The following is a 25,239-nucleotide window of genomic DNA, read 5'->3' on the forward strand; positions in this document are numbered from 1 at the left end:
TGCCAGGCCAATCCATGAAAAACCCGCTCACGCCCAAAGCCCTTCGCGCTGCCGACGCGAACGCGGAACACTGGACTCGGGGATGCCAGGCAGCCCCCCCTCGAAAGAGCAGGCTCTCCCTTTCGGAACGGGTTGCTGGCTATGCCATAGCGCTTCTCTCCCTCACTGCTGTCCACGGGATCCGCTACTACAACGAACCACAACTGACCGTCGGCAGCCGCTCCCCGCAGACGTTTCTCGCCCCTGCTGCGGCGGAGATCGAAGATGTGGAGGCTACCCAGGCCCGACAAGCTGAGGCGCGGCGGCGGGTGGCGCAGGCCCTTAAAATCAACAGCACCGCCAACGACAGCATGCGGCAAAATCTGGAGGCTCTCCTGGCTGAGGTGGAGGCCATCCGCCAAGAGGCAGGTTCTCTGCCCTATGTTTCTGTCCAGTTGCTGTCTCTGCCAACGCAGATCTATCTGCGCCAGCTTTCCCCAGAGGAGTGGGAACTCCTTCAGGCTCGCGCCCGACAAGAGGCCATCCGCGGAGCCACCCCATCTCCTTCAGAAGAGCCTTCTTCGGGGCGACCGGAGCAGCTTCCTCCGGAGCAGCGGGCCAAGCAAGAGCTTGTCGAGGTTTGGCAGCGGGTCTGGTTGGACGGATCGGCCACCCAGATGGCGGCGACGGATCCCTATACCCAGTTGATTGCCCAGGTGGAAGCGGCGCAGCAGCGCTATCGGGCAGCTTTGCCGGCTCTGGAGCAGCTCACCCCCCCTGTTCCGGCCACAGTTCTCAACTTGGCAGATGCGGATTGGCAGCATTTGCAAACCTTGAGCCGGCGGGTCTTGGAGCGCCTGCAGAAGATAGGGATCGTGGATGGCCTGCCCCGCGAAGTTCGCGCCGAAGGGATCCAAGCCCAACTGGACGATTTGATGTTTCCGGGCAATGCTGCCCAACGACAGGAGCTGCAGGCCCTGGTCTATCAGTGGCTGCAGCAGGTGCTCATTCCCAATGTGGAGGTGGATCCCCAGCGCACCGAGCAGCGCATCCGCGCCGAGCTGGAAAAAGTCGAGCCGGTTCTGATCTCGGTTGCCGAGAACCAGGTGATCGTGCGAGCAGATCAGCTCATCACTCCCGAAATTTTTCTCATCTTGGACCACTTTGGGCTCACCCAGCGCGGGATCAACGTCTGGGGCTTGGTGGGGGTGGCCGGCGTGATGGGCCTGGGCCTGGCTGTCTTTGTGCCTCTGCAGCAACGCTTGCGGCCAGGGTTGCGCCGCCGGGATCGGGTGTTGATCCTCATAGTTTCCCTGACCGCTCCCCTTTTGGCGGCCTTGTTCAAGCTGGAGTTCAGCTCCCTGCCGGCGGTGGGGCTGTTGCTGGGCAGTTTTTACGGGGCAGGGCTGGGCCTGGTGGTGGTGGTGGGCCAGGCGTTGTTTTTGCCCTTGGTCTCCTCTGCCAACCTGCTCACCCTTGTACCCTTGTTGTCCGGCAGTGTGGTGGCCTCTGCCCTGGCCGGGCGTTCCCGTTCCCGCGAAGAGCTGGCCTTGTTGGGAGGAGGAGCGGCAGCGGTGCAGATGCTGGCCTACGGGGCGGTTAGCTTGGCCACCACCGGTGGCATCGACCTGTTGGCCATGGCTTTGGCAGGGGGAACCAGCTTGGGATGGAGCATTGTTGCCCTGGGAGCCAGCCCCTACCTGGAGCGCCTATTTGACTTAGCCACCCCCATTCGTCTGATCGAGTTGAGCAATCCCAATCGCACGCTGCTGCGGCGGCTGGCTGCAGAGGCCCCCGGCACCTTCCAGCACACTCTGCTTGTGGCCACTTTGGCAGAACGGGCTGCCCAGAAGCTGAACCTCAACGTGGAGCTGGTGCGCACCGGCACTCTTTACCACGACATCGGCAAGATGCTGCAGGCCCGCTACTTCATCGAGAACCAGATGGGCAGCCTCAACCCCCACACCCAACTGGACGATCCCTATCGCAGTGCTCAGATTATCAAGGCCCACGTCAGCGATGGCTTGCGCCTGGCCAAGCAATATAATCTGCCTACCGCCGTCCAGGCGTTTATCCCTGAGCACCAGGGGACGATCCTGATTGCCTATTTCTACCATCAAGCCCAGATGAAAGCCGGGGGTCAGCCCGTACCCGAAGAGCCGTTCCGCTACGATGGCCCGATCCCCCAGAGCAAGGAGACGGGGGTGGTGATGATGGCCGATGCCTGTGAAGCCGCCCTGCGCAGCATGACTCTGAGCGATGGCTTCGGCCCCGATGTGGTCGAGCGGGCAAAAGCTGTTGTCCGCAAAATTGCCCAGGCCCGTTGGCAAGATGGCCAGTTGGTTGACAGTGGGCTGACGCTGGAGGATTTGGAGGTGGTGGCAGACGCTTTCGTGGAGGTCTGGCGGGAATCCAACCACGAGCGCATCCCCTACCCCAGTTTCACCCCTGCCCCCTCGCTGCCTGAGACTGCCTCTGCTCAGGCCCAGATCCCGGTGTTGATGAGCCCCTCTACGGGATCCCCTTAGCCAGGTGACCTCTCCCGTTCGCGTCAGTGAGACGGAGTCCTCAGAAGCTAAGTAGGTGGAGAAAGGTCTAGCCCTGCGGCTCATCGATCAGTACGATAGGGGATCGTTCTGTGGACCCAGTATGAACCAAGGCAGTCCTAGGATTTGCAGCCCTAGGCGGAGGATTTTTGTTTTATTGTTTTTGGATGGCCTGCTGAATGTTTCATGGAGCTCCTACTTCCTCTGCCGATCCCAAAGCTTCTGCAGCTCCTTTTCAGATTCCACCTCTGTCTCAGTCCAGCCCTGTCCAACTGTCGCTGGTCATTCCCACCTACAACGAAGCCTCCAGTATCTGCAGCCTGATCCGGCAGTTGTGTGCCCACCTAGACACGATTCTGCCTGGAAGCTATGAGTTGATTGTGGTGGATGACAATAGCCCCGATTACACTGCCAAAGTGGCCCAAGGATTGCAAAAAGAATTCCCTCAACTGCAAGTCATTTGTCGCCACCACGAACGAGGCCTGGCCACTGCCGTGCTGCGGGGATGGCAAGCTGCCCGCGGCGAGGTGTTGGGGGTTATGGATGGGGATTTGCAGCATCCGCCGGAGATCATCCTCAAATTGTGGCTGCTCATCCAGAAGGGGGCAGATCTGGCGGTGGGCAGCCGCTATGCGGAGTCGGGGGGGGTGAGCCACTGGAGCCTGGGCCGACGCATCGTCTCCCGTGGGGCCCAATGGATCGGGTTGGCTCTGCTGCCAGGGATCTTCAGCCGTGTTTCCGATCCGTTGAGCGGACTGTTCCTGGTCAGACGCCAAGCCATTGCCGGGATCCCGCTCAACCCCAAGGGTTACAAGCTGCTGATCGAGGTGCTGGCGCGGGGCCGGGTGAAAACCATTGCCGAGGTCGGCTACATCTTTCAGGAGCGCCAAAACGGGGAGAGCAAAATCCAACTGCAAACTTGTCTCCAATATCTCCACCACCTGATGGTGCTGCGCTTTTCGCTAGGGCAGGTGGGATCCTTTTTGCGCTTCAGCACGGTTGGCCTATCCGGCACCTTGGTGGACATGGCTTTGCTCTATGTTTTGCACGATCCCACCAACTTAGGATGGGATCTCATAACCAGTAAGCTGGTTGCTTCGGAGGTGGCCATTCTCAATAACTTCCTCTGGAACGACCTGTGGACTTTTCGCCATGTGACCCGCTTGCAGCCGGGGCCCTGGAATCGCCTGAAGCGGTTGGCGAAGTTTAACGTTATCTGCTTAATTGGCTTGGTTCTCAACACTTCACTGGTGACCTTGCTGAGCGAGCGCTTGGGCATTCATTATTTGTTGGCCAACTTAATTGCCATCGGTATTGTTGTATTCTGGAACTTCTACCTCAACTCCAAGCTGAGCTGGAGGAGTGCAGAGGTTAAGTCGGACTCTGTGGGTGGCCAGTCTTGAGTATGGCTTTTTCCAGGAAGAGCCAATCCGGAGGTATGGGCATTTCGCTCATTTCCTCACGGTCTGGGCCCCCTTTGGCATCCACCTTCGCCCCTTGTTCCTATGGCTGCGCTAAGTAGAGTTAGGGCGGATCCCCTCTAGGGCGATGATCTCCTGGATCACCGAGCGAACAACGGGAGCAGCCGTCGTCGAGCCGAAGGCATCTTCCCCCTGGGGCTCGTCGATCACCGCCAAGATCACGTAATTGGGGCGAATGGCCGGGAAATAGCCCACAAAACTGGTGATGCGCTTGCCGGGCAAATAGCCCCCCCGTGGCCCGGCTTTCTGGGCAGTGCCGGTTTTGCCGCCGATCTCATACCCCTCGATCTTGGCCGATTGCCCCGTGCCAAAGTCCACCACATCCCGCATTTGGATACGCACTGCCAGCGTGGCTTGCTCGGATAGTACCCGCACCGGCTGCGGCTGCGGGGATCCCCAAACCAAAGTATCCGTATCCTTTTCCACCAAGCCTCGCACCACATGGGGCTGCACTTTCAGTCCGCCGTTGGCAATGATGCAGTGCATGGCAGCCAACTGTAGAGGAGTGAGGGCCAGCCCCTGGCCGAAAGCGACAGTGGCCCGCTCCACCGGCACCGTAACAAACTGTCGCAGCGGTTTCAAACGGCTGGCCGGCTCAAAGGGCAAATCCACGCCACTGCGCTCGTTGAACCCCAGCCGCACCAAGGCATTGTAGTACTGGCGGGGATCCAGCTTGCGCATCAGGTGTACCATGCCCACATTGCTGGATTGCCGCAGGATATCCGTGACGCTCATCCAGCCATGGGCCCCTCGTTGGTGGTAGTCGTAATTTTGAATGGGCCACTGACCGATGAGAATCCGACCCTCGTCATAGACCCGTTCATCTGCTGTAAAGGCTCCAGCATCCAACCCAATGGCAATGTTGATGGGCTTGAAGGTGGATCCCGGCTCATACAAATCCGTTACGGCCCAGTTGCGAAAAAGACCGGGGTCATACTCAAAGTAGCGGTTGGGGTCATAGGTGGGCTCGCTCACCAGCGCCAGAATTTCCCCTGTCTGGGGCTGGAGGACAATCACCGTGCCCCGCAGGGCTCGAAACCGCTCCAGTTGCACTTTCAGGGCAGCGCGGGCAGCTCTTTGCAGGCGCATATCTAGGGTAAGTTGCAGCACCGTCTCGCCAGATTGCAGCAGCCCTTCCGGCACCTCGGCAGCCAACAGTCGTCCGTAGCCATCGCGAGGAATAGTAACAGGCTGAACAGTACGCTCCAGCAGCTCTTGCCGGGAATATTCCACTCCCGCTTGGCCCTGATGATCCAGATCCACATAGCCCACCACCTCGGCGGCCATCTCTTTTTGGGGGTAAACGCGTTGCCGCTCGCTCACCAGCTCCAGGCCATCCAGATGCAGAGCCTGAATTTGATCTGCCACCTCCTGGGATACCCAGCGCTCCACCCGCACTGCCTGATTGGCCGATAGCCGCTGCGCCAGTTGCTCTACTGGACGCCGCAACAGGGGAGCAAGAGCGGTGGCAATTTCCTCTGGAGTGCGTTTGCCAAAGAGGCGGGGATGGGCCCAGAGAGTATAGACGGGGCGATCTACGGCCAGCAATTCTGCCTGCTGCTTGGCAATAGAATGACGATCCACAATTGAGCGACGAGGAATGAAAGGTCTTAGCTGGGCTCGCTGCTGGGCTTCGGCTCGCTGCTGCAATAGGGGTGCCTGTTGATGTTGCAAATAAACCAGACGTGCTCCTGTTACAAATAGGGCGATGATCAAAGCCAGTCCGGTCATGCCGGCGCGAAAGTCAAGCTGGCGGGCCGTCGGGATCCGCTCCCCCAAGAGCCATCCCAGCGTTGTTCCCCACTGCCTAGAGCTTCGCGGTGAAGGGATCCAAGAACCTCTGCGTCGGCGCCGTTGAGCAAGTTGCCGGCCATTTTGCCTTGTCTCCAGAGATTTCGGCACAGGCCGCCCTACCCTAGCCCTAGGTCTGCTTTCCATTGCAATCCTCACATGAGCACCACCGCTAGTTTGGCGCTCATCCCACTGTTATGCCACCCCACAGCTTCTTCCCGGCGCCTCGTGCAGTCAGCCACTCAATTTCCGCTCCTGGTTGGAGAGAGGGGAAGTTGAATACAGCACAGCGAAAACCGGAGGACTTACTGCTTTTCATAATTTTTTAAACGCTTCGTATGCTCGGAAACAGACGACCGGCAGACTAGCAAGCCATAATCTAAACAAATCCAGCTTTCTCGGAGTTAAGTCTATGAAATGCGTGAAGGAGAGCTACAACAAGCGCGTGTACCAAGAGCCTCCCAAGGATTTAAAGGATTTATCTTCTGGGCTACTTCTTGCCTTCATTCCTCTATCTTTCTTGACTGTACTTTGGTTGCACCAAGGCGATCGCCGCTTCACCTGCTTTCGAGTTGACCAGTCTGCGGTTAACTGCGAAGTGTTTTTCCAGCCGCTTCTGCCTTTGCCAAGTACGACTGAACTCTACAAGGACGTGAGAGGGGCTGGAACCAAAACCGAAATCAAAACAGTAAGAGACCAAACTAAACGAACAACCCACTACAAAAAAAATACTACTATTATGTCACGCTGAAAACTCCTGCAGGAGAAAGGAAAGCCTGGTCAGCTTCCAGTGAGAGGGAGGCTCAGGAACTGGCAAGGCGCGTTCAGTCTTTTGTGAACGGCACAGAGAGTCAGCTCTTAGTAGATAGCGATAAGTTCGACTTAGGAGATTTAGTGATTGCGATCTTGTTTTCCCTCATCTCATTGCTATTTCTTTTGATAGGGGTTTCTGTGCTGATATCGGCTTTGTGGCGCCGCCGCGTGACTTTGGACAGCTCCCTGTACCAAATCCAGGAGGAGTACCTCACTCCTTTTGGATCGCGAGGGCAGAAAACTTATTCCTTCCGAGATGTGCAGCAGGTCATGGTTCGGGCCAGGACAGATTCTGATGGCGATACTAGCTTTTCGGTAGAGGTGACATTGCAATCACAGAAGCCTTTGCTATCCATCTCCAGTGGCGGTGAATCAGAGGCGCGGGCAGAGGCCAAGAAGCTAGGTCAACTTTTGGGGCGTCCGGTCATTTTTTTGCGGGAAACAAAGTCATCGGGAAAGTCATCGGGCATTTTTTTTCGGAAAACAAAGTCATAGTGCTAGAGGGACGTAGCCCCGAGAGGTATTCAAGGTAAGTTAGATCTGTCCATCTGCCCATAGGGATCCCCTCCATTGCCTAGAGCGGTTTGGCTAATCCTGGGGTTGGGCTTGTTCATGCGGGGACTGGTGGCTGCCCTTTTGCCGCCGGGCTTTGACGAAGCCTACTACTACCTCTACACCCGCCATCTGGATTGGAGCTATTTTGACCATCCGCCGCTGGTGGCCTGGACAACGGGCTTGGGGCCTGCCTTGACCGGCCAGGTGTCGGCTTTTTCTATTCGACTGGGATCCCTGCTGCTCTATTCTGGCTCTTCCCTATTCCTCTACTACACCGGAGCGCGCCTTTTCTCTGTTCGGGCGGGACTGATCAGCTTGGCGGCCATCAGCATCGCACCCATCCTTTGGATTGGGTTTGGGGTGCTGACCCTGCCGGATAGTCCGCTGGTCTTTTTTACGGCAGCAACCCTATGGGTGGCCAGCCAGGAGTTTTTCCCGGTGCCTTTGGGGCAGGGGAAATTGGCTGTCTATGGGGCGGCTCGCTATCGGCCAGGGCCTAGGCTAGCGCTCATAGGTCTCTTGGTGGGGCTGGCCTGCTTGGGGAAATACCACGGCTTGGCTTTGGGGTTTGGCCTGGTACTCTTTTGTCTGCTCAGCCCAGTTCATCGCTGCGCCTTGAGGTCAGGATGGACGGTGCTGGCCGTGCTGGGCTTTGTGCTGGCCTTTAGCCCGGTGCTGCTCTGGAACGCCCAGCAGGATTGGGTCTCCTTTCGCTTTCAGGCGGGGCGGGCGGTGCCGGAGGCAGGGTATCAACTGCAAGCGCTGGGGCTGACGATCCTTTCTGAAATCTTTTACCTGTTCCCCAGCTTGGGGATCCCTTTGGGGTGGGCGAGTTTGGCAGGGACGGGTCGGGTGGCCCTGCAGATTCTCCGCGGGATGCGGCTGACGGATGAAGAGCTCAAGCACCTTTTGATCCTGGCCTGTGGATTACCGCTGGTGTTGGCCTTTACCTTGATGGGAGGCTACCGGCCCATCTTGCCCACCTGGCCCATGCCGGGGTTTTGGGTGCTGACGCTGCTGCTGGGATCCTTCTGGGAACGGTGGCCGGGAGCGAAGCGAACCTTGGTGGGGACGGCAGTGATGGTCAGCTTGGTGGTGGGGGTGGGGCTGGCCCATGTGCGCTATGGCCTGCTGCAAGAGCCGGGAGGGATGGGCCTGTGGCCCGTGGAGCAGGATCCCTCTACTCAGCTCATTGAAATTGAGCAGTTGCGGCAGCGGTTTCGGACAGATCCCCGCCTGGCTCAAGCCCTTGAGGAGGCAGAGTTCGTTTTTACCAATGTCTATTTTTTGGGCGGTCAGATCGCCATGGCCCTGGCTCCGCTAACGGACAAGCCTCTGACCTGCCTGGATGCGGATTTGCGGGGCTTTGCCTTTTGGTCGCAGCCGCAGGACTGGCTGGGGCAGGATGGGCTGCTCATCACTTCCAAGCTGTTCCAGCCGAGGGCAGGGATCCCGGCCACCTATGGCGACTACTTTGCCCAAATCGAGCCTGTGGCCGAGGTTCCCCTGGTGCGGGCAGGGGCGGTGGCGCAAACCTTTCAGGTGTACCTGGCTCGACAGATGCGCAAGCCCTATCCCCGCCCTTATTCCCGCCTGCAATAACAGCAGAGGACATCCTGGGCAAAGCTAGAGGGGGCGATGTCTGTCGAACCAGCGCATCAGCATTGCAGCCAAGCGTTCGGGGTTGTGGCGCACCAAGCCGGTCTCTGGATCCTCTTGCATGACGTTAGCCAAAACGGCACGGCAGCCCAGGTAAGCCAGTTTGTCGGGATCCAGCACCACAAACTCAGAACCGCTGCGGCGGTAATGCTCCAAAGCGCGCGGGGAGGGTGGCTCCCGCTGCACCAGCACGCCGTCAAATAGGCGCACTCCTGCCACCCGATCCAAAGCCATGACGTGATCCCCAACGGTATAGCCGTCGGTTTCCCCCGGCTCGGTCATGATGTTGCAGACGTAGATGTGGGGGGCCATATTTTTGGCCAGAGCTTCCACAATTTCCGGTACCAACAGGTTAGGGATGATGCTGGTGTAGAGGCTACCCGGCCCCAGCACCACAAACTCTGCCGCCTCAATAGCCTCGATGACTTCCGGTAGGGCGGGAGGGTTGGGGGGGTCACAGCCGATTCGGCAAATGCGTCCTCCGGCTTTGGCAATGTTGGACTCTCCCACCACGCGGCGGCCATCGCTCAGCTCCGCCCAGAGGGTAACATCCGCCAGGGTGGCCGGCAGCACCCGCCCCTGAATGGCCAAGACTTGCGAGGTGGCAGTGATGGCCCGAATCAAGTCGCCGCCGGTTACCGCGGTGAGGGCAGTGATGAACAAATTGCCGAAGCTGTGGCCGCTTAGCCCTTCCCCCGACTGGAAGCGATATTGAAACAGCTCGGTGAGCAGCTTTTCTTCGTTGGCCAGAGCAGTGAGGCAGTTGCGGATATCGCCGGGGGGCAAAACGCCGATCTCCCGCCGCAGACGCCCTGAGGATCCCCCGTCATCGGCCACCGTGACAATGGCTGTGATGTTGGAGCTGTAGCGCTTCAGACCCCGCAGCAGGTTGGAGAGGCCGGTGCCGCCCCCCAGTACCACAATGCGGGGACCACGGCTGAGACGCCGCCGCGACAACAGCTTATCCACCAGCGCTTCATCTCCCTCGGGGATCAGCACATCCTCGATGGAGCGCATGGCGCTGCGAAACCCCAGCACCACCATCACCAGCCCGATCCCGGTCACCAGGGGGCCACTGATGTTGTTCGGGATCCAAGTGGTAATCAAGCGCAGGGTGATGTCGATCAGCCGCTTCAGGCGAAAGATGGGGGTCAACTCCGTCCAGATGGCAATGCCCAGCACCATCAGCAGCACGCCCCCAACCGCCAGGCTCAGCCAGCGTTTAACGGCTAAACCGGGAAAGAGCCATTTCCAGCCACTTCCCGGCCAAGCAGCCTTGCGGCGGCGAATGCCCCAAGCGGCGGACTTGTTGCTGGGCACAGGCTTAGGCATGGGAAGGTGCAGGAACGCCGGCCAAAGGGATCCTAACCTGTTGCTGGGCAACGCCGGCTTCGCCGGGCGCCGGGCCAAAGCGGGCTTCCAGCTCCCGCTGAGAGTCGAGCAGATGGCGATGCTGAACCTGAACATTCAGGTCGGGAAGAACGTGGTTGCCGGCAGGGACAGTCCAAGGCTGCAAATCCTGGGCCAGGCGCTCCACCAGGGCCACCGAGCGGTGCTGACCGCCGGTACAGCCGATAGCCAAAGTCAGGTGGGGGCGACGTTCTGCGCGGTAGTGGGGCCAAAACGCTTTGATCAGGGACAAGATGTGCTGGTAGGTGGATTGTGTGATGGGATCCGCAAACAAGAACTCCTGCAGCAGGGGATCCTGCCCAGTGAGGCGACGCAGATGGGGCTGAAAGAAGGGGTTGGGCAAAAAACGCACATCGAACAGCAAGTTGGCATCGGGGGGAACGCCGTATTTGAAACCGAAGCTGACCAGCCTTAGGTTGAGGGGCTGGGGGATCCCTTGCACCAAAGCTTGCAATTGCTGCCGCAGTTGCTGGGCATTGAGGTCGGAGGTATCCAACCAGTGGGTGCAGCGTTCCCGCACCGGGGCCAGAGCCAGCCGCTCTTGCTCAATGGCCTCCAACAAACCGGCAGCTTCCCCGTAGGGATGGGGACGGCGGTGGGCGCTGAGACGGTTGAGCAACACTGGGGAGCGGGCCTCCAAGAATAGGAAAGGGATCCCTTGCGATTGCACCCAAGCAGCCAGGGTGGGAACTTGATCCCGGTACTCCTGGGCGTGGAGATTCAAGCTGATGGCCAAAGCAGCGTGATGGGTCCGCATCGCCTCAACCAAGGGGATCACCTGGGCAGGCGGGATCCCTTCTAGGCTGGTGTACCCCAGTTGTTCCAACTGCTGGATGGCCAAAGTTTTCCCGGATCCCGTCAGGCCGGCAATGACCAGAACGGGGGGCGCGACTGACATGGGTTTATCCTGCATGGAGCTTATTCTAGGGCGAGAGGCGGCCAAAACAAGCGCCGGAAGAATGGGGGGCTCAGCCACGCGGGGCGTCTAGAAACCATCATCTCAGGCCGGCGAGGCTTTTGTAGCTTTTTTATCCGTTTTCTCGGCCGGTGCAGCCGATCCCAGAAGAGGAGCGCTGGGGCAGAGATCCGCCAAAAAACATTGCTGGCACAGAGGCCTGCGGGCAGTGCAGATGGCCCGCCCGTGGTCGATCAGACGGATAGACCAGTTCTCCCAATCCGCCTGCGGCAACAACTGCATCAGATCCTTTTCGACGCGCACGGGATCCTCGTGCTCAGTGAGGCCGAGGCGGCGGCTGAGGCGCTTAACATGGGTATCGACGGTAACCCCGGCATTGATGCCAAAAGCATGAGCCAACACCACATTGGCCGTCTTGCGGGCTACGCCGGGTAGGGTGAGCAGCTCCGGCATGGTGCGGGGCACTTGACCACCGAAATCGCTCAAGATCTTGCGGCAGGCTTCCTGAATGTGTTTGGCCTTGTTGCGATAGAAGCCGGTGGAATGGATGAGAGCCTCGATCTCCTCTCGCGGCGCTGTCGCCAGGGCCTGGGCATCCGGGAAGCGACGAAATAGCTCCGGCGTTACCTGATTCACCCGCTCATCCGTACACTGAGCGGAGAGGATGGTTGCCACCAAAAGTTGCAGCGGCGTCCGGTAGTGGAGGGCACAGGTGGAGTTGGGGTAGTGGCGCTTCAGCCGAAGCAGGATCTCCAAAGCTCGCTGGCGCAGGGCCCGTTTGCTGGCCATCTTCCCCTAGCCTGACCCGGTGACAATGGCGAGGGTGTCTTTGAAGATCAGCACCACCCCCAATCCCAGTAACAACACCAAGCCCGTCTGCATCACCCGCTCCTCCAGATGCTTGGGCAGCCGTTTGCCGCGAATCGCCTCCAGGATCAAAAAGGCAATGTGTCCCCCGTCCAAGGCGGGCAGGGGCAACAGGTTGAGAAAGGCCAGGTTAATGCTAATCAAAGCGGTGAAATTAAACAGGCTGGCGGCGTCATCGCGGGCCAGATCCGCCCCGATCTTGACGATCCCCACCGGGCCGGAGACCTGAGCAGCCGTGCTTTGGAAATTCTGCAGCAACTGCCGCAAGCCGTTCAGATTGAGCATCACCACCCGCTGGTAGGCATTTCCCGCCTCCGTGAGGATCTCAGCCACGTTCTGGGCGGGGCGCAAGGTCACCTCTTGATTGGGGGCCAAGGTCACCCCAATGGCCACCGTCTCTCCCCGCGCCGCCGGGATCACCGTCAACTGCAGGGGATCCCCTTCCCCACGCTGCACCTCCAGGGGAATGGGCCGGTTCTCGCTGCTGCGGATCAGCACCTGAAAATCGTTCAGAGCTGCCAAGGCCGCCGTCTCGTCGGCAATCCCCCTGTAATCGCGATCGGCTGCCTGCAACACCACATCCCCTGCCTTCAGGCCGGCCCGCTCCGCCGGGCTATCGGGCATCACCTGAGGGATGAGAATGCCGGGATGGAGGCGCGTTACCGAGGGGATCCCCACCGAGGCGAACATCAACACCAGCACCAGATAGGCGAAGATCAGGTTGGCCATCACCCCTGCACTCATCACCACCAGGCGATCCAGCACGGGGCGGTTTTTCAGCAGATCCGGGTCGTCGGGGGGGTAGGGAGAATGTTCATCCTCGTCAGGAAAGCCCACGTAGCCCCCCAGCGGCAGGGCGCGAATGGCATACTCTGTCTCCCTGCCCTGGTATCGCCACAGCACCGGCCCAAACCCCAGCGAGAAGCGGTTGACATGGATCCCTTGGAGTTTGGCTGCCGCAAAGTGCCCTGCCTCATGCACCAGGATCAGCAGGGCGAGAGTGGCGATGGAGAGGAGAACAGACATGCGCTAGCTCTGAAAAGGCACAGAAGTGGGGAGCAGAGAGCCACCAGAGGCTACCCAGAGACCATGGGACTGTTGATCAAGTTGATCAAGGCACCCAATCCAACACTTGAGAAGAATCCTAAAGAAATCTCACAAAAACCCAAAGCGGAAGAAGGGCCTCTCAGAATACCTGCTCCACTTCTAAAATGTCGGGGATGCTTTCCCGCAACTTGCGCTCAATGCCCATCTTCAAAGTCATGGTTGAGCTGGGGCAGGCTCCACAGGCCCCCTGCAAGCGCAGCTTGACCACCGGGCCATCGATTTCCACCAGTTCCACATTGCCCCCATCGGCCATCAAGTAAGGACGCAGCTCGTTCAGGACTTTCTCGACGTTCTCGGTATTGAGTTCCAGTGCTTGTGCCATGGTTGCTTTTAGCCTCGTTGAGATTTGGATTGTAGCGGTTTCTCCACAGATCCCTCAAGCTGGCAAGGGATCGCTATGATTTCAGCATAGTCTGAATCCTTCTGGAGGAGGGCTGGCTTGGTTGTCCGGATCCCTCCAACACCAGACGACTAGAATGAGTAGGAAGCAGATTTGCCTATTCCCAGCAGCATCACCCACTCAGCAGGGCCGTCTTTTTTCTTATGCTAGACGCTTTACTGGTCATGATCTTCATGTTGGCGGGAGCTGGCCTCGGGTTTTATGGCCTGGATCTGCTCCCTCCTGCCGCCATTCAGGGGGCCAATGTGGAAGGAGCCCGTGTCGTCACCAGCGGCTTTGGCGTGCTGGCAGGACTGGCTTTGGGATCCCTGGTGCGCTGGAGCTACCGTCGCTTCGAGGCCAATGTGCGCTCCCTGCCGCCGGACGTGTTGATCAGCCGCTCGGTGGGGTTGGTGATCGGCTTGGTGATCGCCAATCTGGCCATGGCTCCTGTGTACTTGCTGCCCTTGCCTCCCCAACTCAACAGGTTCCTCGAGCCACTGGCTTCGGTCTTTTTCAGCTTGGCCTTTGCCTATCTGGGGGTCAGCCTGGCCGATACCCACGGCCCCTCGCTGCTGCGGCTGTTTAACCCCAACTATGCTTTGCAGGCAGCCCTCTGGGCGGAGGGCAATGTGGTGGCTGCCACGGCCAAGGTTTTGGACACCAGCTCCATCATCGATGGCCGAGTGGCTCAGTTAATCGAGACAGGTTTTTTGGAAGGAACCCTGGTGGTTCCTCGCTTTGTGCTGACGGAATTGCAGACCATTGCCGACAAAGCCGATGCCCAAAAACGAGAGCGGGGCCGCAAAGGCTTGGATACCCTGCAGTCTTTGCGAGAGGCCTACCCCGATCGTTTCGTTATTCACGAAGCCAACTATCCAGATCTGACCACTGTCGATGAAAAGCTGGTGCGCCTCACCCAAACCGTGGGGGGAACGCTGCTCACCACCGATTACAACCTGAAGAAGGTGGCGGCTCTGCAGGGGGTCAAGGTGCTGAATGTGAATGAGTTGGCCGAGGCGCTGCGGCCCATCTATGTTGCCGGCGATAGCTTTGATATCAAGATCACCCGCGAAGGAAAAGAGCCAGGTCAAGGGGTGGGCTACTTGGAAGACGGCACCATGGTGGTGGTGGAAGAAGGACAGCGCTCTGTGGGCAAAACCCGCTCTGTGGTTGTGACCAGCGCCATTCAAACCTCAGCAGGCCGCATGATCTTCGCCCGCCTCAACAAGGATCCTGCCCCACTAACCCGCCCGGCCTCTGATCCGGCCAGCCCGGCTTCCTCTGGAAAAACCTGAGTTTTGGCCTGTGTTCCCCTAACGCAATGGTGGTCTCCTCCCCCATGGGTGTGCTCCGACCCACTCCGATGTTCTACACGCAGGATCGCCAGAGGCGCTTCTGGAGTTTTTACTGGGAAGATGCCGAGAAATATGGCATCCACCCTCAGCACATCGTGAGCGGACAGCAAGTTTGGGAGGTGACCAACGCCGGGGAGTATGAGGCTAAGCTCAACCAGGTGTTTGCAAGCGGGGATCCCCTCTCCTACGAATGTCAGGTGCTCTCGCCCCGCTACAAGTTGCATCTCCATCTTTCGCTCAACCCTGTACGGGACATGGAAGGGGAGGTGGTGGCGGTTGCGGCAGTGGGCAAGTTGCTGGGGGCTACGCCTTTTGCGTTGGCCGGAGGAACCAGCAGCCCCAACAGCCAGCCCCATGCTCTCCCGGCCGATCCGGTACAGGGGATCACGACGCAGTTGGTGCGCAACATCCGGCATTCCCTGGATATCCGGCAACTGTGCCAGCAGACCGTGGAGCAGTTGGGGCAACTGTTTGAGGTAGATCGCTGCCTGATGGCCCTCTACGAGGTGGGGCAAGACTCCCTCACGGTCAATGCCGAGTACCGCCGCCATCCTGGGGATCCCTCCCTGCTCCACCAGACCCTGAAGCTGGCAGATTACCCCCATTTGTTGCAGGCCCTCAGACAGGAAGAACCGGTGGAGGCGGGGCGACATCTGGCCATTGCCATGTCTTACCAGGGCTACGCCAACAGCCTGCTCTGGCTGGAAATGCTGGATCCGAACAGGGTTCCTGTTTGGCAGCCAAGCCACATTCAGGTACTCCAGAGCATTGCCACCTACCTGGGCGCAGCCATTGCCCACGCCATTTTGCTGGATCAAAGTCGCCAACTGGCAACCCGCTTGCAGTTAGCCAACCAAACTCTGCGTCAGAAAAATAAGGAGCTGGAGCAGGCCCGTGCCCAAGCGGAATCGGCCAACCAACTGAAAAGCCAATTCCTGGCCAACACCTCCCACGAGCTGCGCACCCCTCTCAACGGGATCATCGGCTTTATCAAGCTGGTGCTGGACGGGATGGCCGAAAACCGCGAAGAGGAGCTGGACTTTTTGCAAGAGGCCTATCGCTCTGCCCTGCACCTGCTGGCCCTAATCAACGATGTGCTGGATATCGCCAAGATCGAGGCGGGCAAAATGCAGTTGGAGTTCCAGCCCTGCGACCTGCGAGCTTTGTTTAAGGATGTGGAGGCCAAGACCAGCTTGCAGGCCAGCCAAAAGGGCCTACAACTGAGCTTCCACCTGCCCAACACCTCGGATCAGATTTTGCTCTTGGGCGATTACCAACGCCTGTTGCAGGTCATGCTCAATTTGGTGGGGAATGCCATCAAGTTTACCCCCAAGGGCTCGGTAACCGTGCGAGCGGATATCCTGCCCGGCAACCCGGGTTTGGCCCGCATCCGCGTCATCGACACCGGGATCGGGGTATCGCTGGAAAAGCAGCAGAAGCTGTTTCAGGCTTTCACGCAGGTGGATGGTTCCACCACCCGCCAATATGGAGGAACCGGCTTGGGCCTGGCCATCAGCCAACGCCTGGTGGAGGCGATGGGAGGGGAAATCAATTTCTACAGCTTGGGCGAAGGGCTGGGATCCACCGTCACCTTTACGGTGCCCCTCTACCGCAAGCCGCTCCTGAGCGGGGATCCGAACCCAGAGGCAATCCCTGTCAAGCCAGAGAAACCTGAGGATGCGGATCCCACCTTGATTTCTGTTCCCAACTCAGTCCAGCGATGACCCACCCGGCAATTGCTCCTGCAACCCCTCTGGGTACCGCTCGGTTGCCCTATCCTCGTAAACGGTTTGGTCAGCATTGGCTCAAGGATCCCGCTGTTCACGAGGCGATTGTGCGGGCTGCCCAGTTGAATGATCTAGAGGGAGACGCGGATCCCACTTGGGTGCTGGAGATCGGCCCCGGCACCGGCCAACTGACGCGGCGATTGCTGGCCCAGGGTGTCCAGGTGGTGGCGGTGGAGATCGACCGGGATCTGTGCCGACTGCTGCAAAAACGGTTCGCCGGCCAACCCCGTTTTCACCTGCTGGAGGGAGATTTTCTCCGCCTGCCGCTGCCTCCTCAACCCCGCCTGCTGGTGGCCAATATCCCCTACAACCTGACCGGCCCCATTTTGGAAAAGGTGCTCGGATCCCCGGCCCAGCCGGTTCGGCAGTTCGAGCGCATTGTCCTTCTGGTGCAAAAAGAGCTGGCCGAGCGCTTGCAGGCCGGCCCCGGCAGCAAAGCCTATGGTGCTCTGAGCCTGCGGACGCAGTATTTGGCCGATTGCGAGCTGATCTGCAGGGTGCCCCCCACCGCTTTCAAGCCCGCCCCCAAGGTGGAATCTGCTGTGATTCGCCTCACCCCCCGCCCCGCCCCCACCCCCGTCCGGGATCCCTGCTGGTTTAACCACCTCCTTCGACAGGGGTTCTCCACCCGCCGCAAGAAGCTCGTCAATGCCCTGGGAAGCTTGGTGGAGCGAGAGGTGGTCGCAGCAGCTTTGGCTCAGCTCCGCCTCAACCCCGATGCCCGCGCCGAAGAGCTGGCCCTGCCCCACTGGCTCGCCTTGAGCGACCTGCTGCTGGAGAAAGCGCCCAAAAGGGCTGTTGTTCTTCAAGAGGGGCAGGAACCGGGGTAGGGTGAGAGAGGGAAGCTCAGTTGGATGGATCTCAAAATCCTCTGAGTTTTTTTGCACTCCCCTCCCAATTTGTTTTGGATCCCTTTCGTCAATGCAGGTGCATCCATGCAGGGCAACCAAGGCAAGCAAATCCTCTTGACCGGTGGCACAGGCGGGCTGGGTTTGGGGGTGGTTCCCGTGGTGCTGGCCAGCGGCGCAGAGCTGACCTTGACCTATCGACAAGAAAAAGATCTCACCATTTTGCGGGAGCGCCTGCCGGCCAATGCTCTGGATCGGGTTCGCTTTGTGCAAGTGGATTTAACAGATGAGGCGGCGGTTGCCCGCGTCATTGCCGACCTACCCCGCGTGGATGGGCTGATCCACCTGGTGGGGGGCTTTGCCATGGGCCCCACCCACGAGTACAGCTTGGCGGACTGGTATCGCGACTTCGACCTCAACCTCACCACCACTTTTCTGACCTGCAAGCACAGCCTGCGCAGAATGTGGCAACAGGGCTATGGGCGGATTGTAACGGTGGGATCCCGCGGAGCGGTGGAGCCGGGCCCGCAATTGGCTGCCTACTGCGCTTCCAAAGCAGGGGTGGTGGCCCTGACCCGTACCATTGCCGCCGAAACCAAAGGCACAGACATCACAGCCAACGTCATCCTGCCCAGCCTCATCGACACGCCCGCCAACCGAGCTGCCATGGGATCCGAGCAAGCCGAGCTGTGGGTCAAGCCAGAGTCCATCGGGCAGGTGATCGCCTTTTTGGTCTCAGAAGCAGCGCGGGATCTGCGGGGGGTGGTGCTCCCGGTGTATGGCAACATCTAGGCAACTGGTTGACCGGGCCACAAGCCGCCATTCATGATACAGAATATGCACTTAATCTCTATCCAGTTTTTTTCCATGCTGAAGCGGTTATTCTTGGGTGGCTTGCGCCGGCAAATCGGCCGCATTGAGGTGGCAGGGGCTATTGATGGCAAAACTCGCGAGCGGGTTCTCAAGGCCCTGAAAGAGGCGGAAGAAAACCAGATCCCTGCTGTGGTGCTGCGCATCGATAGTCCAGGTGGGACGGTGGCCGACTCCCAAGAAATCTACAATGCCCTCTTGCGTTTGCGAGAGAAAAAGGGCACCCGTATTGTCGCCAGCTTTGGCAACATTGCCGCCTCTGGGGGGGTTTATATTGCCATGGGAGCCGAAAAAATTGTCGCCAACCCAGGAACGATCACCGGTAGCATTGGCGTGATCATTCGAGGCAATAATATCGAACGCCTCCTGGATAAGGTGGGGATTTCATTTAAGGTAATTAAGTCTGGCCCCTACAAAGATATTCTCTCGTTTGATCGCGAGCTGACCCCAGAAGAGCGAAACATCCTGCAAGAGTTGATCGACATCACCTACGGCCAGTTTGTGCAGACGGTTGCTGCTGCCCGCAAGTTGAGTTTGAATGTGGTCAAAACTTTTGCCGATGGCCGCATTTTCAGCGGAGAGCAGGCCCTCCACTTGGGTGTGGTGGATCGCTTGGGCACAGAGGAAGATGCCCGCCTTTGGGCGGCAGAGCTGGCGGGTTTGCCGACGGATGCGAAGTTCTACGACCTGCTCCCGCGGCGCAGAGGTTGGTCTCGGTTTTTGCCGGCAGCAGAAGCCTTGGCCCGTCTGCAGTTTGAAGTGATCACCTCGGGCTTGCCCCTGTGGCTTTACACAGGTTCTTGAGGCAGTTCGCGAACAGCTATTCCGGGAAGTTTAGCGTTCTGTACCGCACAGCCCCCACCCCCGGCCCCTCTTCCAGAGGGAGAGGGAGTTTAACTAAAGTAGCCCAACTCCAATTGCCGGGCCAGATCCAGCAGCCGGTGGGCCAGGGTTGGCTTGGTTGCCAATGGGATCCGCTCTGGACTTCCCTGCTGGGGGATCCAATAGCCTTGGTTGTGGCTGCTGCCAAAGCCGCTATCCGGTTGGTCGATGGGGTTGGCCACAATAGCATCCAGGCCCTTCTGGCGGAGCTTCTCTCTGGCCGGTGGCAAGGGATCCCCACTTTGGGCGGCAAAGCCGATGAGGCGTTGGCCAGGGCGTTTGTGGCGGGCCAGGGCTGCCACCAGGTCAGGGATCGGCTCCAACGGCAACATCTGGGGCAGTTCGGCTTTAGGCAGCTTCCCCGGATAAACCTGGGAGGGGCGCACATCCCCCACAGCAGCAGCCATCCACAAGAGATCCACCTGGGGAAATTCCGCCTGCAAAGCCGCCTCCAGTTGGGCTGCCGTCTCCACCGGAATGGCCCGAATGGCGAAGGGCGCTGGATCAAAGGGGATCCCCAACGGCCCATGGACCAGCGTCACTGTCGCCCCCCGGCAGGCTGCCGCCACCGCCAGCGCCACTCCCATCCGACCACTGGCCGGGTTGCCGATAAAACGCACCGCGTCGATGGGCTCCCGTGTACCCCCCGCCGTCACCAACACCCGCTTGCCCTGCCAATCTTTTTTCCCCCCTGTCCAGAGCAAAGCCCGCACATACTCCTGCAGCGCCTCCGGCTCCAACATGCGCCCTTCCCCCACCGCATCACAGGCCAGGCGGCCACTGGCCGTCGGCAAGGCCCAAAAACGGGGATCCTGGTGTAGCCGCTGCCAATTCTCGGCCACCTTCTCCGCCTTCCACATCTGCGTATTCATAGCCGGTGCCACCGCCACCGGACACCGGGAAGCCAAAACCACATTGGTGAGCAAGTTATCCGCCAGCCCATGAGCCAACTTGCCCAAGGTGTTGGCCGACAAGGGTGCAATGAGGAGAGCCTCCGCCCATTCCCCCAACTCGATGTGCAGCGGTCGTCCTCGTGTTGCTTGCCAAAAGGCGGCATCCGTAAAAGCCGGCTGGCGGGACAAGGTGGCAAAAGTCAAAGGAGAAATAAAATGTTCCGCAGCTTTTGTCAAAACCACCTTGAGCTCTGCTCCCTGCTGCACCAGAGCAGACACCAAAGCTGCCGTTTTGTAGGCAGCAATCCCCCCACTCACCCCAATGAGGAGACGCCGCCCTGACCAAAAGGGATCCATATCGAGTGACACGCAAACAGCCTTGTTTCCAGTTTCGCTGGTTTTGCTCAATTCCGGCGGCGAAGCGGGGATCCCTCGCCCAAAGATACTTTTGACCCTGTCGAGAATAGGGCCTGAGAGCCTATCATTCCCCATTTCAGCCAAAGTCTCCCCCACAGGTTCTGGCCTTTAGAGGGAATTCCCCACTGCTGTTTTGCGCAACCAGCCCTCAGATCCCATTGCAGTCGCTCACTCATTCCCTCTAATTAAGAAGAGTTGGATCAAACTCTATTGCAATCCCTGTTTGTTTCTGGCTACACTAACAGTTGTCCCTAAAACCATCTCGATATGGCTACAACCAGTAAACCAAAACCACTCACTGGCCAAGAGCTCCTCGACAAGGTAACTTCAATGGGAAATGCGGATCGCAAGGAAAAAGCTCGCGCCTGTGGTTATGTCACCTACACCAAGAATGGTCAGGAGCGAGTGAATCTGATGCAGTTTAACAACGCCCTGTTGAAGGCCGTTGGCGTGGATCTCGGCGCTAGTGACGAAAATGGATCCCGTGGCCGCGCTCCTACCTTCCGGGTTTCGGTTCATAAGAATGGCAATCTCCTGATCGGAGCTGCCTACACCAAGAAGATGGGCCTCAAGCCCGGAGATGAGTTTGAGATCAAGCTGGGCCACCACAACATCAAGCTGGAGCGGGTCAACTGATTTGCTGCCTCCCTGTGCCGCTTTTCCCTGCTGGTGATCTCATCTCAGCCAGGGTAAAGCCCTCGGTATTCTTTTTAGCCCTCAGGGGCTTGGGAGCAGCGACCTCTTCCTTTCGCTCCGGTGTTTATTGTTTCTCTACTTTTCAGAACAAGGGATCCTCATGATCCGCTGGGGATCCCTGGCACTTTGTATCCCATCGGTGGCTGAAGTGTGGGCAAGTTCGCTATTCTGACAACAGTTGAATTGGGTCTGCAACAATGAACACTCCGACCGTGCCAAATGTCTTTCGCCATTGGCGGCGGTGGCGAACTTGGGCGGGGCTGTTGTTGTTGGCAGCAGCGTTCTTTGTCATCGAGTCTCATCGGCAAGTTTGGCCTCAGTCGAATGCTTCTCAAAGTCAGGCATTTTTGGAGTGGGTGTCTTCCCAGCCTACCCCCGAACAGCAGGATGTTTTTGTGGATGGAGTCATTCGGCTGCAATTCAATCGGCCACTGGATCCCAATCTACAACGTCTGGCGGTTCAGTTGGATCCGCCGGCAGCGGTTATTTTTGATGTGCAGGGAGACGAGTTGTTGCTTAAGCCTCGGGATCCCTTGCGCTTTAGCACCCGTTACACCCTCACGCTTTCTCCCCAAGAGGGGCTGCCCCTCGAGCAGGCCATTCAGCTGAGTTTTCGCACCGAACCGCAATTTACCTACGAACGGGATGTCAAACCGCTGCTAGAAGCCAGTTGTGTGGGTTGCCATCAGCCGGCAGGACGGCAGCGCACCCAGTTGCTGGACAGTTATGAGGCCACGATGGCCTATGTCAGGCCCGGGGATCCCAATAGCGAGTTGATCAATCCCCGGTGGACGAGCCGCCACGCCTACATCCTCAACGCCATTAACCCCAACCGCCCCCAAGCTCGCGGCGGATCCCCTGAGATTGCTTACATTCAGGCCCGCGGGCTGCCCCTGTCCCGTCTGGGCTTTTGGACGCCGGAGGAAGTGGAGATCGTCCGCACCTGGATTGTGCAGGATGGCGCCCCCCGCACCAGCGCCCGCTTACAGATGGGCAACTGAATAAGGCATCTGGAACCCAACCCCCACTGCCATGACCCCTCCTCAACCTTTGGCCACCGTGATTCAGGGATCCCTGAGTCGAGGGCTGGAAGCTCGCCTCAATCCCGGTGTCTCGGTAGAAGACTTGCGGGTGGGCAAATTCGTGGTGATCCAGGGGCAGCGCAACCGCTTCTTTGGCCTGCTTACTGACGTTACCCTAGAAACCAGCAACCCCCAAATTCTGGTCAATCCCCCCCGCCCGGAAGAGACCTTGCTGCAGGAGGTGCTGGCCGGTACCGGCACCTACGGCATTATTGCCCTCACCCCGATGCTGATGTTGGTGCCGCGGCAGACGGAAGGGGAAAGGCTGTATCCCCTGGTCAATCCCGAACGGCCAGAAGCGTTGGCAGCTCCCCTCGGCCAAGAACCCCCTTCCTCTGGCGCCATGGAGCTGCTGCCCGTGAAAACAGTGCCCGCCCATTTTTCGCAAGTGTATGAGGCACGGGAACTGGACTTTCGCACCGTCTTCGGCTGGGAAGACGACCCGGAGCGGCGCAACTTTGCTATCGGCCAGCCCCTCGACATGGCTGTGCCCATCTGTTTGGACTTGGATCGCTGGGTGGAGCGCAGCAACGGCATTTTCGGCAAATCGGGCACCGGCAAGTCCTTTCTAGCCCGCCTGATCCTGGCCGGCATCATCCGCAAACGGGCAGCGGTGAACTTGATCTTTGACATGCACTCCGAGTACGGCTGGGAGGCGGCCAGCGAAGACAAACACGCCAGCACCGTCAAGGGCTTGCGGCAGCTCTTTCCCGGTCAGGTACAGATCTATACCCTGGATCCTGATTCCACCCGGCGGCGAGGGGTGCGGGATGCGCAGGAGCTCTTCATCGCCTACAACCAGATCGAGGTGGAGGATCTGGCCCTGTTGGCAGAGGAGCTGAACCTATCGGAAGCCAGCCTGGAAAACGCCATTATCCTGCGCAACGAGTTTGGCCGCGACTGGATCAGCCGCCTCTTGAGCCTTTCCAACACCGAGATTCAAGAGTTTTGCGAACAGAAAATGGGCAACAAAGCCTCGATGATGGCCCTGCAGCGCAAGCTCACCCGCCTTGACAACCTCAAGTACATCCGCAGCACCCTGCCCCACAACTACATCGGCCAGATTTTGGATGCCCTCAGCCGCGGCATTCACGTGGTTATCGAGTTTGGATCCCAGTCCAACCTGCTCTCCTACATGTTGGCGGCCAACGTCATCACCCGCCGCATTCACCAGGCCTACGTACATCAGACGGAGCGGTACTTGCAATCCAAAAATCCCCTCGACAAGCCCCGTCAACTATGCATCACCATTGAGGAGGCCCATCGCTTTTTGAATCCGCGGGCAGCCAAGCAGACCATTTTCGGCACCATTGCCCGCGAGATGCGCAAGTACTTTGTCACGCTGCTGGTGGTGGATCAACGCCCTTCCCGCATCGATAGCGAAGTGATGTCGCAGTTGGGCACTCGCATTACGGCACTCCTCAACGACGACCAAGATATCGAGGCGGTATTCACAGGGGTGGCGGGCAGCCAGAACCTGAAAACGGTGTTGGCCAAGCTGGATTCCAAGCAACAGGCCCTCCTTCTCGGCCACGCTGTGCCTATGCCGGTGGTGGTGCAAACCCGCTCCTACGACCAGCGGTTCTACGCCGAAATTGCCGATCCTGACTGGTCTCAGGCTGAGGATGCGGAGGTGCTCCTGGCCGCCCAACAGGCTAAGTCCGAGCTGGGGCTGTGAGCACAAGCTGCCCGCACCGCTCGGAACATGCCAAAGCGACACAGCCCTGTGCCGAAAGCCAGCCGCATCAGCAAAAAGGTGGGTACCTCCCGCAAGGACTTCACCAAGCCGACCAAGCCAAACCTGAGAAAGCCCTCAGGGCGGACAACACCCTGCCAGATGGAATCCAGCCAAGAGGGAAGGGTCTCCTGAGTCCAGTCGGCGGTTTCTACCCGTCCCGCCACCACGCCAGTAGCCTCCAACTGCTCGGCAAAGCCTTCGATGCTGGAGAAGGAAGGGTGTGACCATTGATCCAACAGTTGCCGCATCACCAGCCGCTCCCAAAAGTTCAGGGGCTTTTGCCGGTCGTCCCGCTGGTTCCAGTCCGCCACCACCAGGATTCCCCCTGGCTTCAACACCCGCAGCATCTCTTGGGCATAGCGGGCCTTGTCCGGCATGTGGGGCCCTGCCTCAATGGACCACACCACATCGAAGCTGGCATCGGGGAAGGGCAGATCAAGGGCGTCGGCCACCCGAAATTCAACTTTGAGATCGGGGGGGGTCAGCTCCTGTGCCCGCTTCACCTGCTGAGGACTGATGGTGATACCGGTTACAACAAAGCCGTAGTCGCGGGCCAAGATGCGGCAGCTCCCACCAATGCCGCAGCCCACATCCAACACGGTTGTCCCTGCAGGCAGTCGATCCAACCCGCCCCAGCGCACCATCTCGTGGACAAAGTCGTGCTTGGCCTGCAGAAAATTTTTTCGTTGGGGAGGAGAGCCGTAGTGGCCTAGGTGAATGTGTTCGCCCCAGTAAAACTCTAGGATCCCATCCCGAGTCCACTCGTCGTAAGACTTGGCCACAGAGGCGGGAGACTCGTATTTGCGAGCAGTCAACAGATAGGCTGCCAAGCCCACGGCCAGCAGCACAGCTATGCCCAAAGCCCAAAAGATTGGATTCATCGGATCAACCATGAAGTTTCTATGAAGTCCCTCTGCGTGGTGGCGATCATTGTCAGTTGGATGGCGGAGCCACAGGCAGAGTGCTTTCCGGTGTGGGGTCTGCCAATCCAGCCCAGCAAAGGCGCAATCCCATCTTGCCCCATCTGCTGGCTCAAGATGGAGTCCGGGGCAAAGGACGGCTGGGCGAGATTTTCGAGCACGATTCCAGCATCCGTTGGGGTCGCTGCCATCACCTGCTGGATGGGGTGTTCCAGGGGCGGCAACCTCAGTAGCAGCGGCTGCTC

The 25,239-nt window shown here is 59.1% G+C and carries 21 protein-coding genes; 13 read left to right on the top strand and 8 right to left on the bottom strand.

Annotation, left to right across the window (positions count from 1 at the left end; genetic code table 11):
- The first annotated feature begins 14 nt into the window (after positions 1-14).
- Together NW839_RS07650 and NW839_RS07655 are read left to right on the top strand one after the other, a co-directional pair.
- Entirely contained in the window at positions 15-2,507 is a 2,493-nt protein-coding gene (locus tag NW839_RS07650; RefSeq protein ID WP_414349759.1) for an HD family phosphohydrolase, read from the top strand.
- Positions 2,508-2,704: 197 nt separating this feature from the next.
- Entirely contained in the window at positions 2,705-3,928 is a 1,224-nt protein-coding gene (locus tag NW839_RS07655) for a glycosyltransferase (RefSeq protein ID WP_414349760.1), read from the top strand.
- 111 nt (positions 3,929-4,039) lie between these two features.
- Here NW839_RS07655 and NW839_RS07660 read toward each other — a convergent pair whose 3' ends face one another.
- Positions 4,040-5,785, bottom strand: a complete 1,746-nt coding sequence (locus tag NW839_RS07660; protein ID WP_414349761.1) for a peptidoglycan D,D-transpeptidase FtsI family protein — start codon at positions 5,783-5,785, stop codon at positions 4,040-4,042.
- 846 nt (positions 5,786-6,631) lie between these two features.
- On the opposite strand from NW839_RS07660, the gene NW839_RS07665 reads away from it, so the two are divergent.
- A complete protein-coding gene (locus NW839_RS07665; RefSeq protein ID WP_414349762.1) occupies positions 6,632-7,105 on the top strand; it encodes a hypothetical protein in 474 nt (157 codons plus the stop codon).
- 75 nt (positions 7,106-7,180) lie between these two features.
- Positions 7,181-8,767, top strand: a complete 1,587-nt coding sequence (locus NW839_RS07670) for an ArnT family glycosyltransferase (protein ID WP_414349763.1) — start codon at positions 7,181-7,183, stop codon at positions 8,765-8,767.
- A 24-nt stretch (positions 8,768-8,791) separates the two neighbouring features.
- On the opposite strand, the gene NW839_RS07675 is transcribed toward NW839_RS07670, so the two are convergent.
- The 5 genes from NW839_RS07675 to NW839_RS07695 form a co-directional block, all read right to left on the bottom strand.
- Positions 8,792-10,156: a gluconeogenesis factor YvcK family protein gene (locus NW839_RS07675; RefSeq protein WP_011432626.1), complete on the bottom strand. Its 1,365-nt coding sequence runs from the start codon at positions 10,154-10,156 to the stop codon at positions 8,792-8,794.
- A complete protein-coding gene (gene rapZ / locus NW839_RS07680) occupies positions 10,149-11,132 on the bottom strand; it encodes an RNase adapter RapZ (protein WP_414349764.1) in 984 nt (327 codons plus the stop codon). Before rapZ ends, NW839_RS07675 begins: the two co-directional genes overlap by 8 nt.
- A gap of 102 nt (positions 11,133-11,234) precedes the next feature.
- Complete coding sequence (gene nth, locus NW839_RS07685) at positions 11,235-11,939, bottom strand: endonuclease III (RefSeq protein ID WP_414349765.1); 705 nt, start codon at positions 11,937-11,939, stop codon at positions 11,235-11,237.
- Between the two features lie 6 nt (positions 11,940-11,945).
- Entirely contained in the window at positions 11,946-13,043 is a 1,098-nt protein-coding gene (gene rseP / locus NW839_RS07690) for an RIP metalloprotease RseP (protein ID WP_414349766.1), read from the bottom strand.
- Between the two features lie 160 nt (positions 13,044-13,203).
- Positions 13,204-13,446: a NifU family protein gene (locus tag NW839_RS07695; RefSeq protein WP_011432622.1), complete on the bottom strand. Its 243-nt coding sequence runs from the start codon at positions 13,444-13,446 to the stop codon at positions 13,204-13,206.
- 221 nt (positions 13,447-13,667) lie between these two features.
- Between NW839_RS07695 and NW839_RS07700 the strand changes: the two genes are divergently transcribed.
- The 5 genes from NW839_RS07700 to sppA all read left to right on the top strand — a co-directional run bounded on the left by NW839_RS07700 (position 13,668) and on the right by sppA (position 19,170).
- The gene (locus NW839_RS07700; protein WP_414349767.1) at positions 13,668-14,801 is read left to right on the top strand and encodes a PIN/TRAM domain-containing protein; all 1,134 of its coding nucleotides are present in this window, start codon (positions 13,668-13,670) and stop codon (positions 14,799-14,801) included.
- A gap of 44 nt (positions 14,802-14,845) precedes the next feature.
- Positions 14,846-16,585 carry a sensor histidine kinase gene (locus tag NW839_RS07705; protein ID WP_414380562.1) on the top strand — a complete coding sequence of 580 codons (1,740 nt, stop codon included), beginning with the start codon at positions 14,846-14,848 and terminating at the stop codon, positions 16,583-16,585.
- Positions 16,582-17,478 carry a 16S rRNA (adenine(1518)-N(6)/adenine(1519)-N(6))-dimethyltransferase RsmA gene (gene rsmA, locus NW839_RS07710; protein WP_414349769.1) on the top strand — a complete coding sequence of 299 codons (897 nt, stop codon included), beginning with the start codon at positions 16,582-16,584 and terminating at the stop codon, positions 17,476-17,478. Before NW839_RS07705 ends, rsmA begins: the two co-directional genes overlap by 4 nt.
- Positions 17,479-17,583: 105 nt before the next feature.
- Positions 17,584-18,288, top strand: coding sequence for a 3-oxoacyl-ACP reductase FabG (fabG, locus tag NW839_RS07715; RefSeq protein WP_414349770.1), 705 nt, complete (start codon positions 17,584-17,586; stop codon positions 18,286-18,288).
- A 75-nt stretch (positions 18,289-18,363) separates the two neighbouring features.
- A complete protein-coding gene (gene sppA, locus NW839_RS07720; protein ID WP_414349771.1) occupies positions 18,364-19,170 on the top strand; it encodes a signal peptide peptidase SppA in 807 nt (268 codons plus the stop codon).
- A gap of 89 nt (positions 19,171-19,259) precedes the next feature.
- On the opposite strand, the gene coaBC is transcribed toward sppA, so the two are convergent.
- A complete protein-coding gene (gene coaBC / locus NW839_RS07725; RefSeq protein ID WP_414349781.1) occupies positions 19,260-20,498 on the bottom strand; it encodes a bifunctional phosphopantothenoylcysteine decarboxylase/phosphopantothenate--cysteine ligase CoaBC in 1,239 nt (412 codons plus the stop codon).
- Positions 20,499-20,825: 327 nt separating this feature from the next.
- Between coaBC and NW839_RS07730 the strand changes: the two genes are divergently transcribed.
- The 3 genes from NW839_RS07730 (at position 20,826) to NW839_RS07740 (ending at position 24,014) form a co-directional block, all read left to right on the top strand.
- Positions 20,826-21,194: an AbrB family transcriptional regulator gene (locus NW839_RS07730; RefSeq protein ID WP_011432615.1), complete on the top strand. Its 369-nt coding sequence runs from the start codon at positions 20,826-20,828 to the stop codon at positions 21,192-21,194.
- A gap of 257 nt (positions 21,195-21,451) precedes the next feature.
- The gene (locus NW839_RS07735; RefSeq protein WP_414349772.1) at positions 21,452-22,255 is read left to right on the top strand and encodes an Ig-like domain-containing protein; all 804 of its coding nucleotides are present in this window, start codon (positions 21,452-21,454) and stop codon (positions 22,253-22,255) included.
- Between the two features lie 31 nt (positions 22,256-22,286).
- Positions 22,287-24,014, top strand: a complete 1,728-nt coding sequence (locus NW839_RS07740; RefSeq protein ID WP_414349773.1) for a helicase HerA domain-containing protein — start codon at positions 22,287-22,289, stop codon at positions 24,012-24,014.
- Here the strand turns inward: NW839_RS07740 and NW839_RS07745 are convergent.
- Positions 23,951-24,955, bottom strand: coding sequence for a methyltransferase domain-containing protein (locus tag NW839_RS07745; RefSeq protein WP_414349774.1), 1,005 nt, complete (start codon positions 24,953-24,955; stop codon positions 23,951-23,953). The genes NW839_RS07740 and NW839_RS07745 overlap by 64 nt on opposite strands.
- Before the next feature lie 92 nt (positions 24,956-25,047).
- Here NW839_RS07745 and NW839_RS07750 point away from each other — a divergent pair, with 92 nt between their 5' ends.
- Complete coding sequence (locus NW839_RS07750) at positions 25,048-25,227, top strand: hypothetical protein (protein WP_414349775.1); 180 nt, start codon at positions 25,048-25,050, stop codon at positions 25,225-25,227.
- The last annotated feature ends 12 nt before the right edge of the window (positions 25,228-25,239 follow it).

Source organism: Synechococcus sp. R5-15 (genome assembly GCF_047462035.1).
Taxonomy (GTDB): domain Bacteria; phylum Cyanobacteriota; class Cyanobacteriia; order Thermostichales; family Thermostichaceae; genus Thermostichus.

Coding starts and splice junctions, on each gene's coding strand:
- NW839_RS07730 (WP_011432615.1), top strand. CDS start 20,826: ATGGCTACAACCAGTAAACCAAAACCACTCACTGGCCAAGAGCTCCTC.
- nth (WP_414349765.1), bottom strand. CDS start 11,939: ATGGCCAGCAAACGGGCCCTGCGCCAGCGAGCTTTGGAGATCCTGCTT.
- NW839_RS07650 (WP_414349759.1), top strand. CDS start 15: ATGAAAAACCCGCTCACGCCCAAAGCCCTTCGCGCTGCCGACGCGAAC.
- NW839_RS07695 (WP_011432622.1), bottom strand. CDS start 13,446: ATGGCACAAGCACTGGAACTCAATACCGAGAACGTCGAGAAAGTCCTG.
- NW839_RS07655 (WP_414349760.1), top strand. CDS start 2,705: ATGTTTCATGGAGCTCCTACTTCCTCTGCCGATCCCAAAGCTTCTGCA.
- NW839_RS07705 (WP_414380562.1), top strand. CDS start 14,846: ATGGGTGTGCTCCGACCCACTCCGATGTTCTACACGCAGGATCGCCAG.
- rsmA (WP_414349769.1), top strand. CDS start 16,582: ATGACCCACCCGGCAATTGCTCCTGCAACCCCTCTGGGTACCGCTCGG.
- NW839_RS07700 (WP_414349767.1), top strand. CDS start 13,668: ATGCTAGACGCTTTACTGGTCATGATCTTCATGTTGGCGGGAGCTGGC.
- NW839_RS07745 (WP_414349774.1), bottom strand. CDS start 24,955: ATGAATCCAATCTTTTGGGCTTTGGGCATAGCTGTGCTGCTGGCCGTG.
- rseP (WP_414349766.1), bottom strand. CDS start 13,043: ATGTCTGTTCTCCTCTCCATCGCCACTCTCGCCCTGCTGATCCTGGTG.
- coaBC (WP_414349781.1), bottom strand. CDS start 20,498: ATGGATCCCTTTTGGTCAGGGCGGCGTCTCCTCATTGGGGTGAGTGGG.
- fabG (WP_414349770.1), top strand. CDS start 17,584: ATGCAGGGCAACCAAGGCAAGCAAATCCTCTTGACCGGTGGCACAGGC.
- rapZ (WP_414349764.1), bottom strand. CDS start 11,132: ATGTCAGTCGCGCCCCCCGTTCTGGTCATTGCCGGCCTGACGGGATCC.
- NW839_RS07675 (WP_011432626.1), bottom strand. CDS start 10,156: ATGCCTAAGCCTGTGCCCAGCAACAAGTCCGCCGCTTGGGGCATTCGC.
- NW839_RS07740 (WP_414349773.1), top strand. CDS start 22,287: ATGACCCCTCCTCAACCTTTGGCCACCGTGATTCAGGGATCCCTGAGT.
- sppA (WP_414349771.1), top strand. CDS start 18,364: ATGCTGAAGCGGTTATTCTTGGGTGGCTTGCGCCGGCAAATCGGCCGC.
- NW839_RS07735 (WP_414349772.1), top strand. CDS start 21,452: ATGAACACTCCGACCGTGCCAAATGTCTTTCGCCATTGGCGGCGGTGG.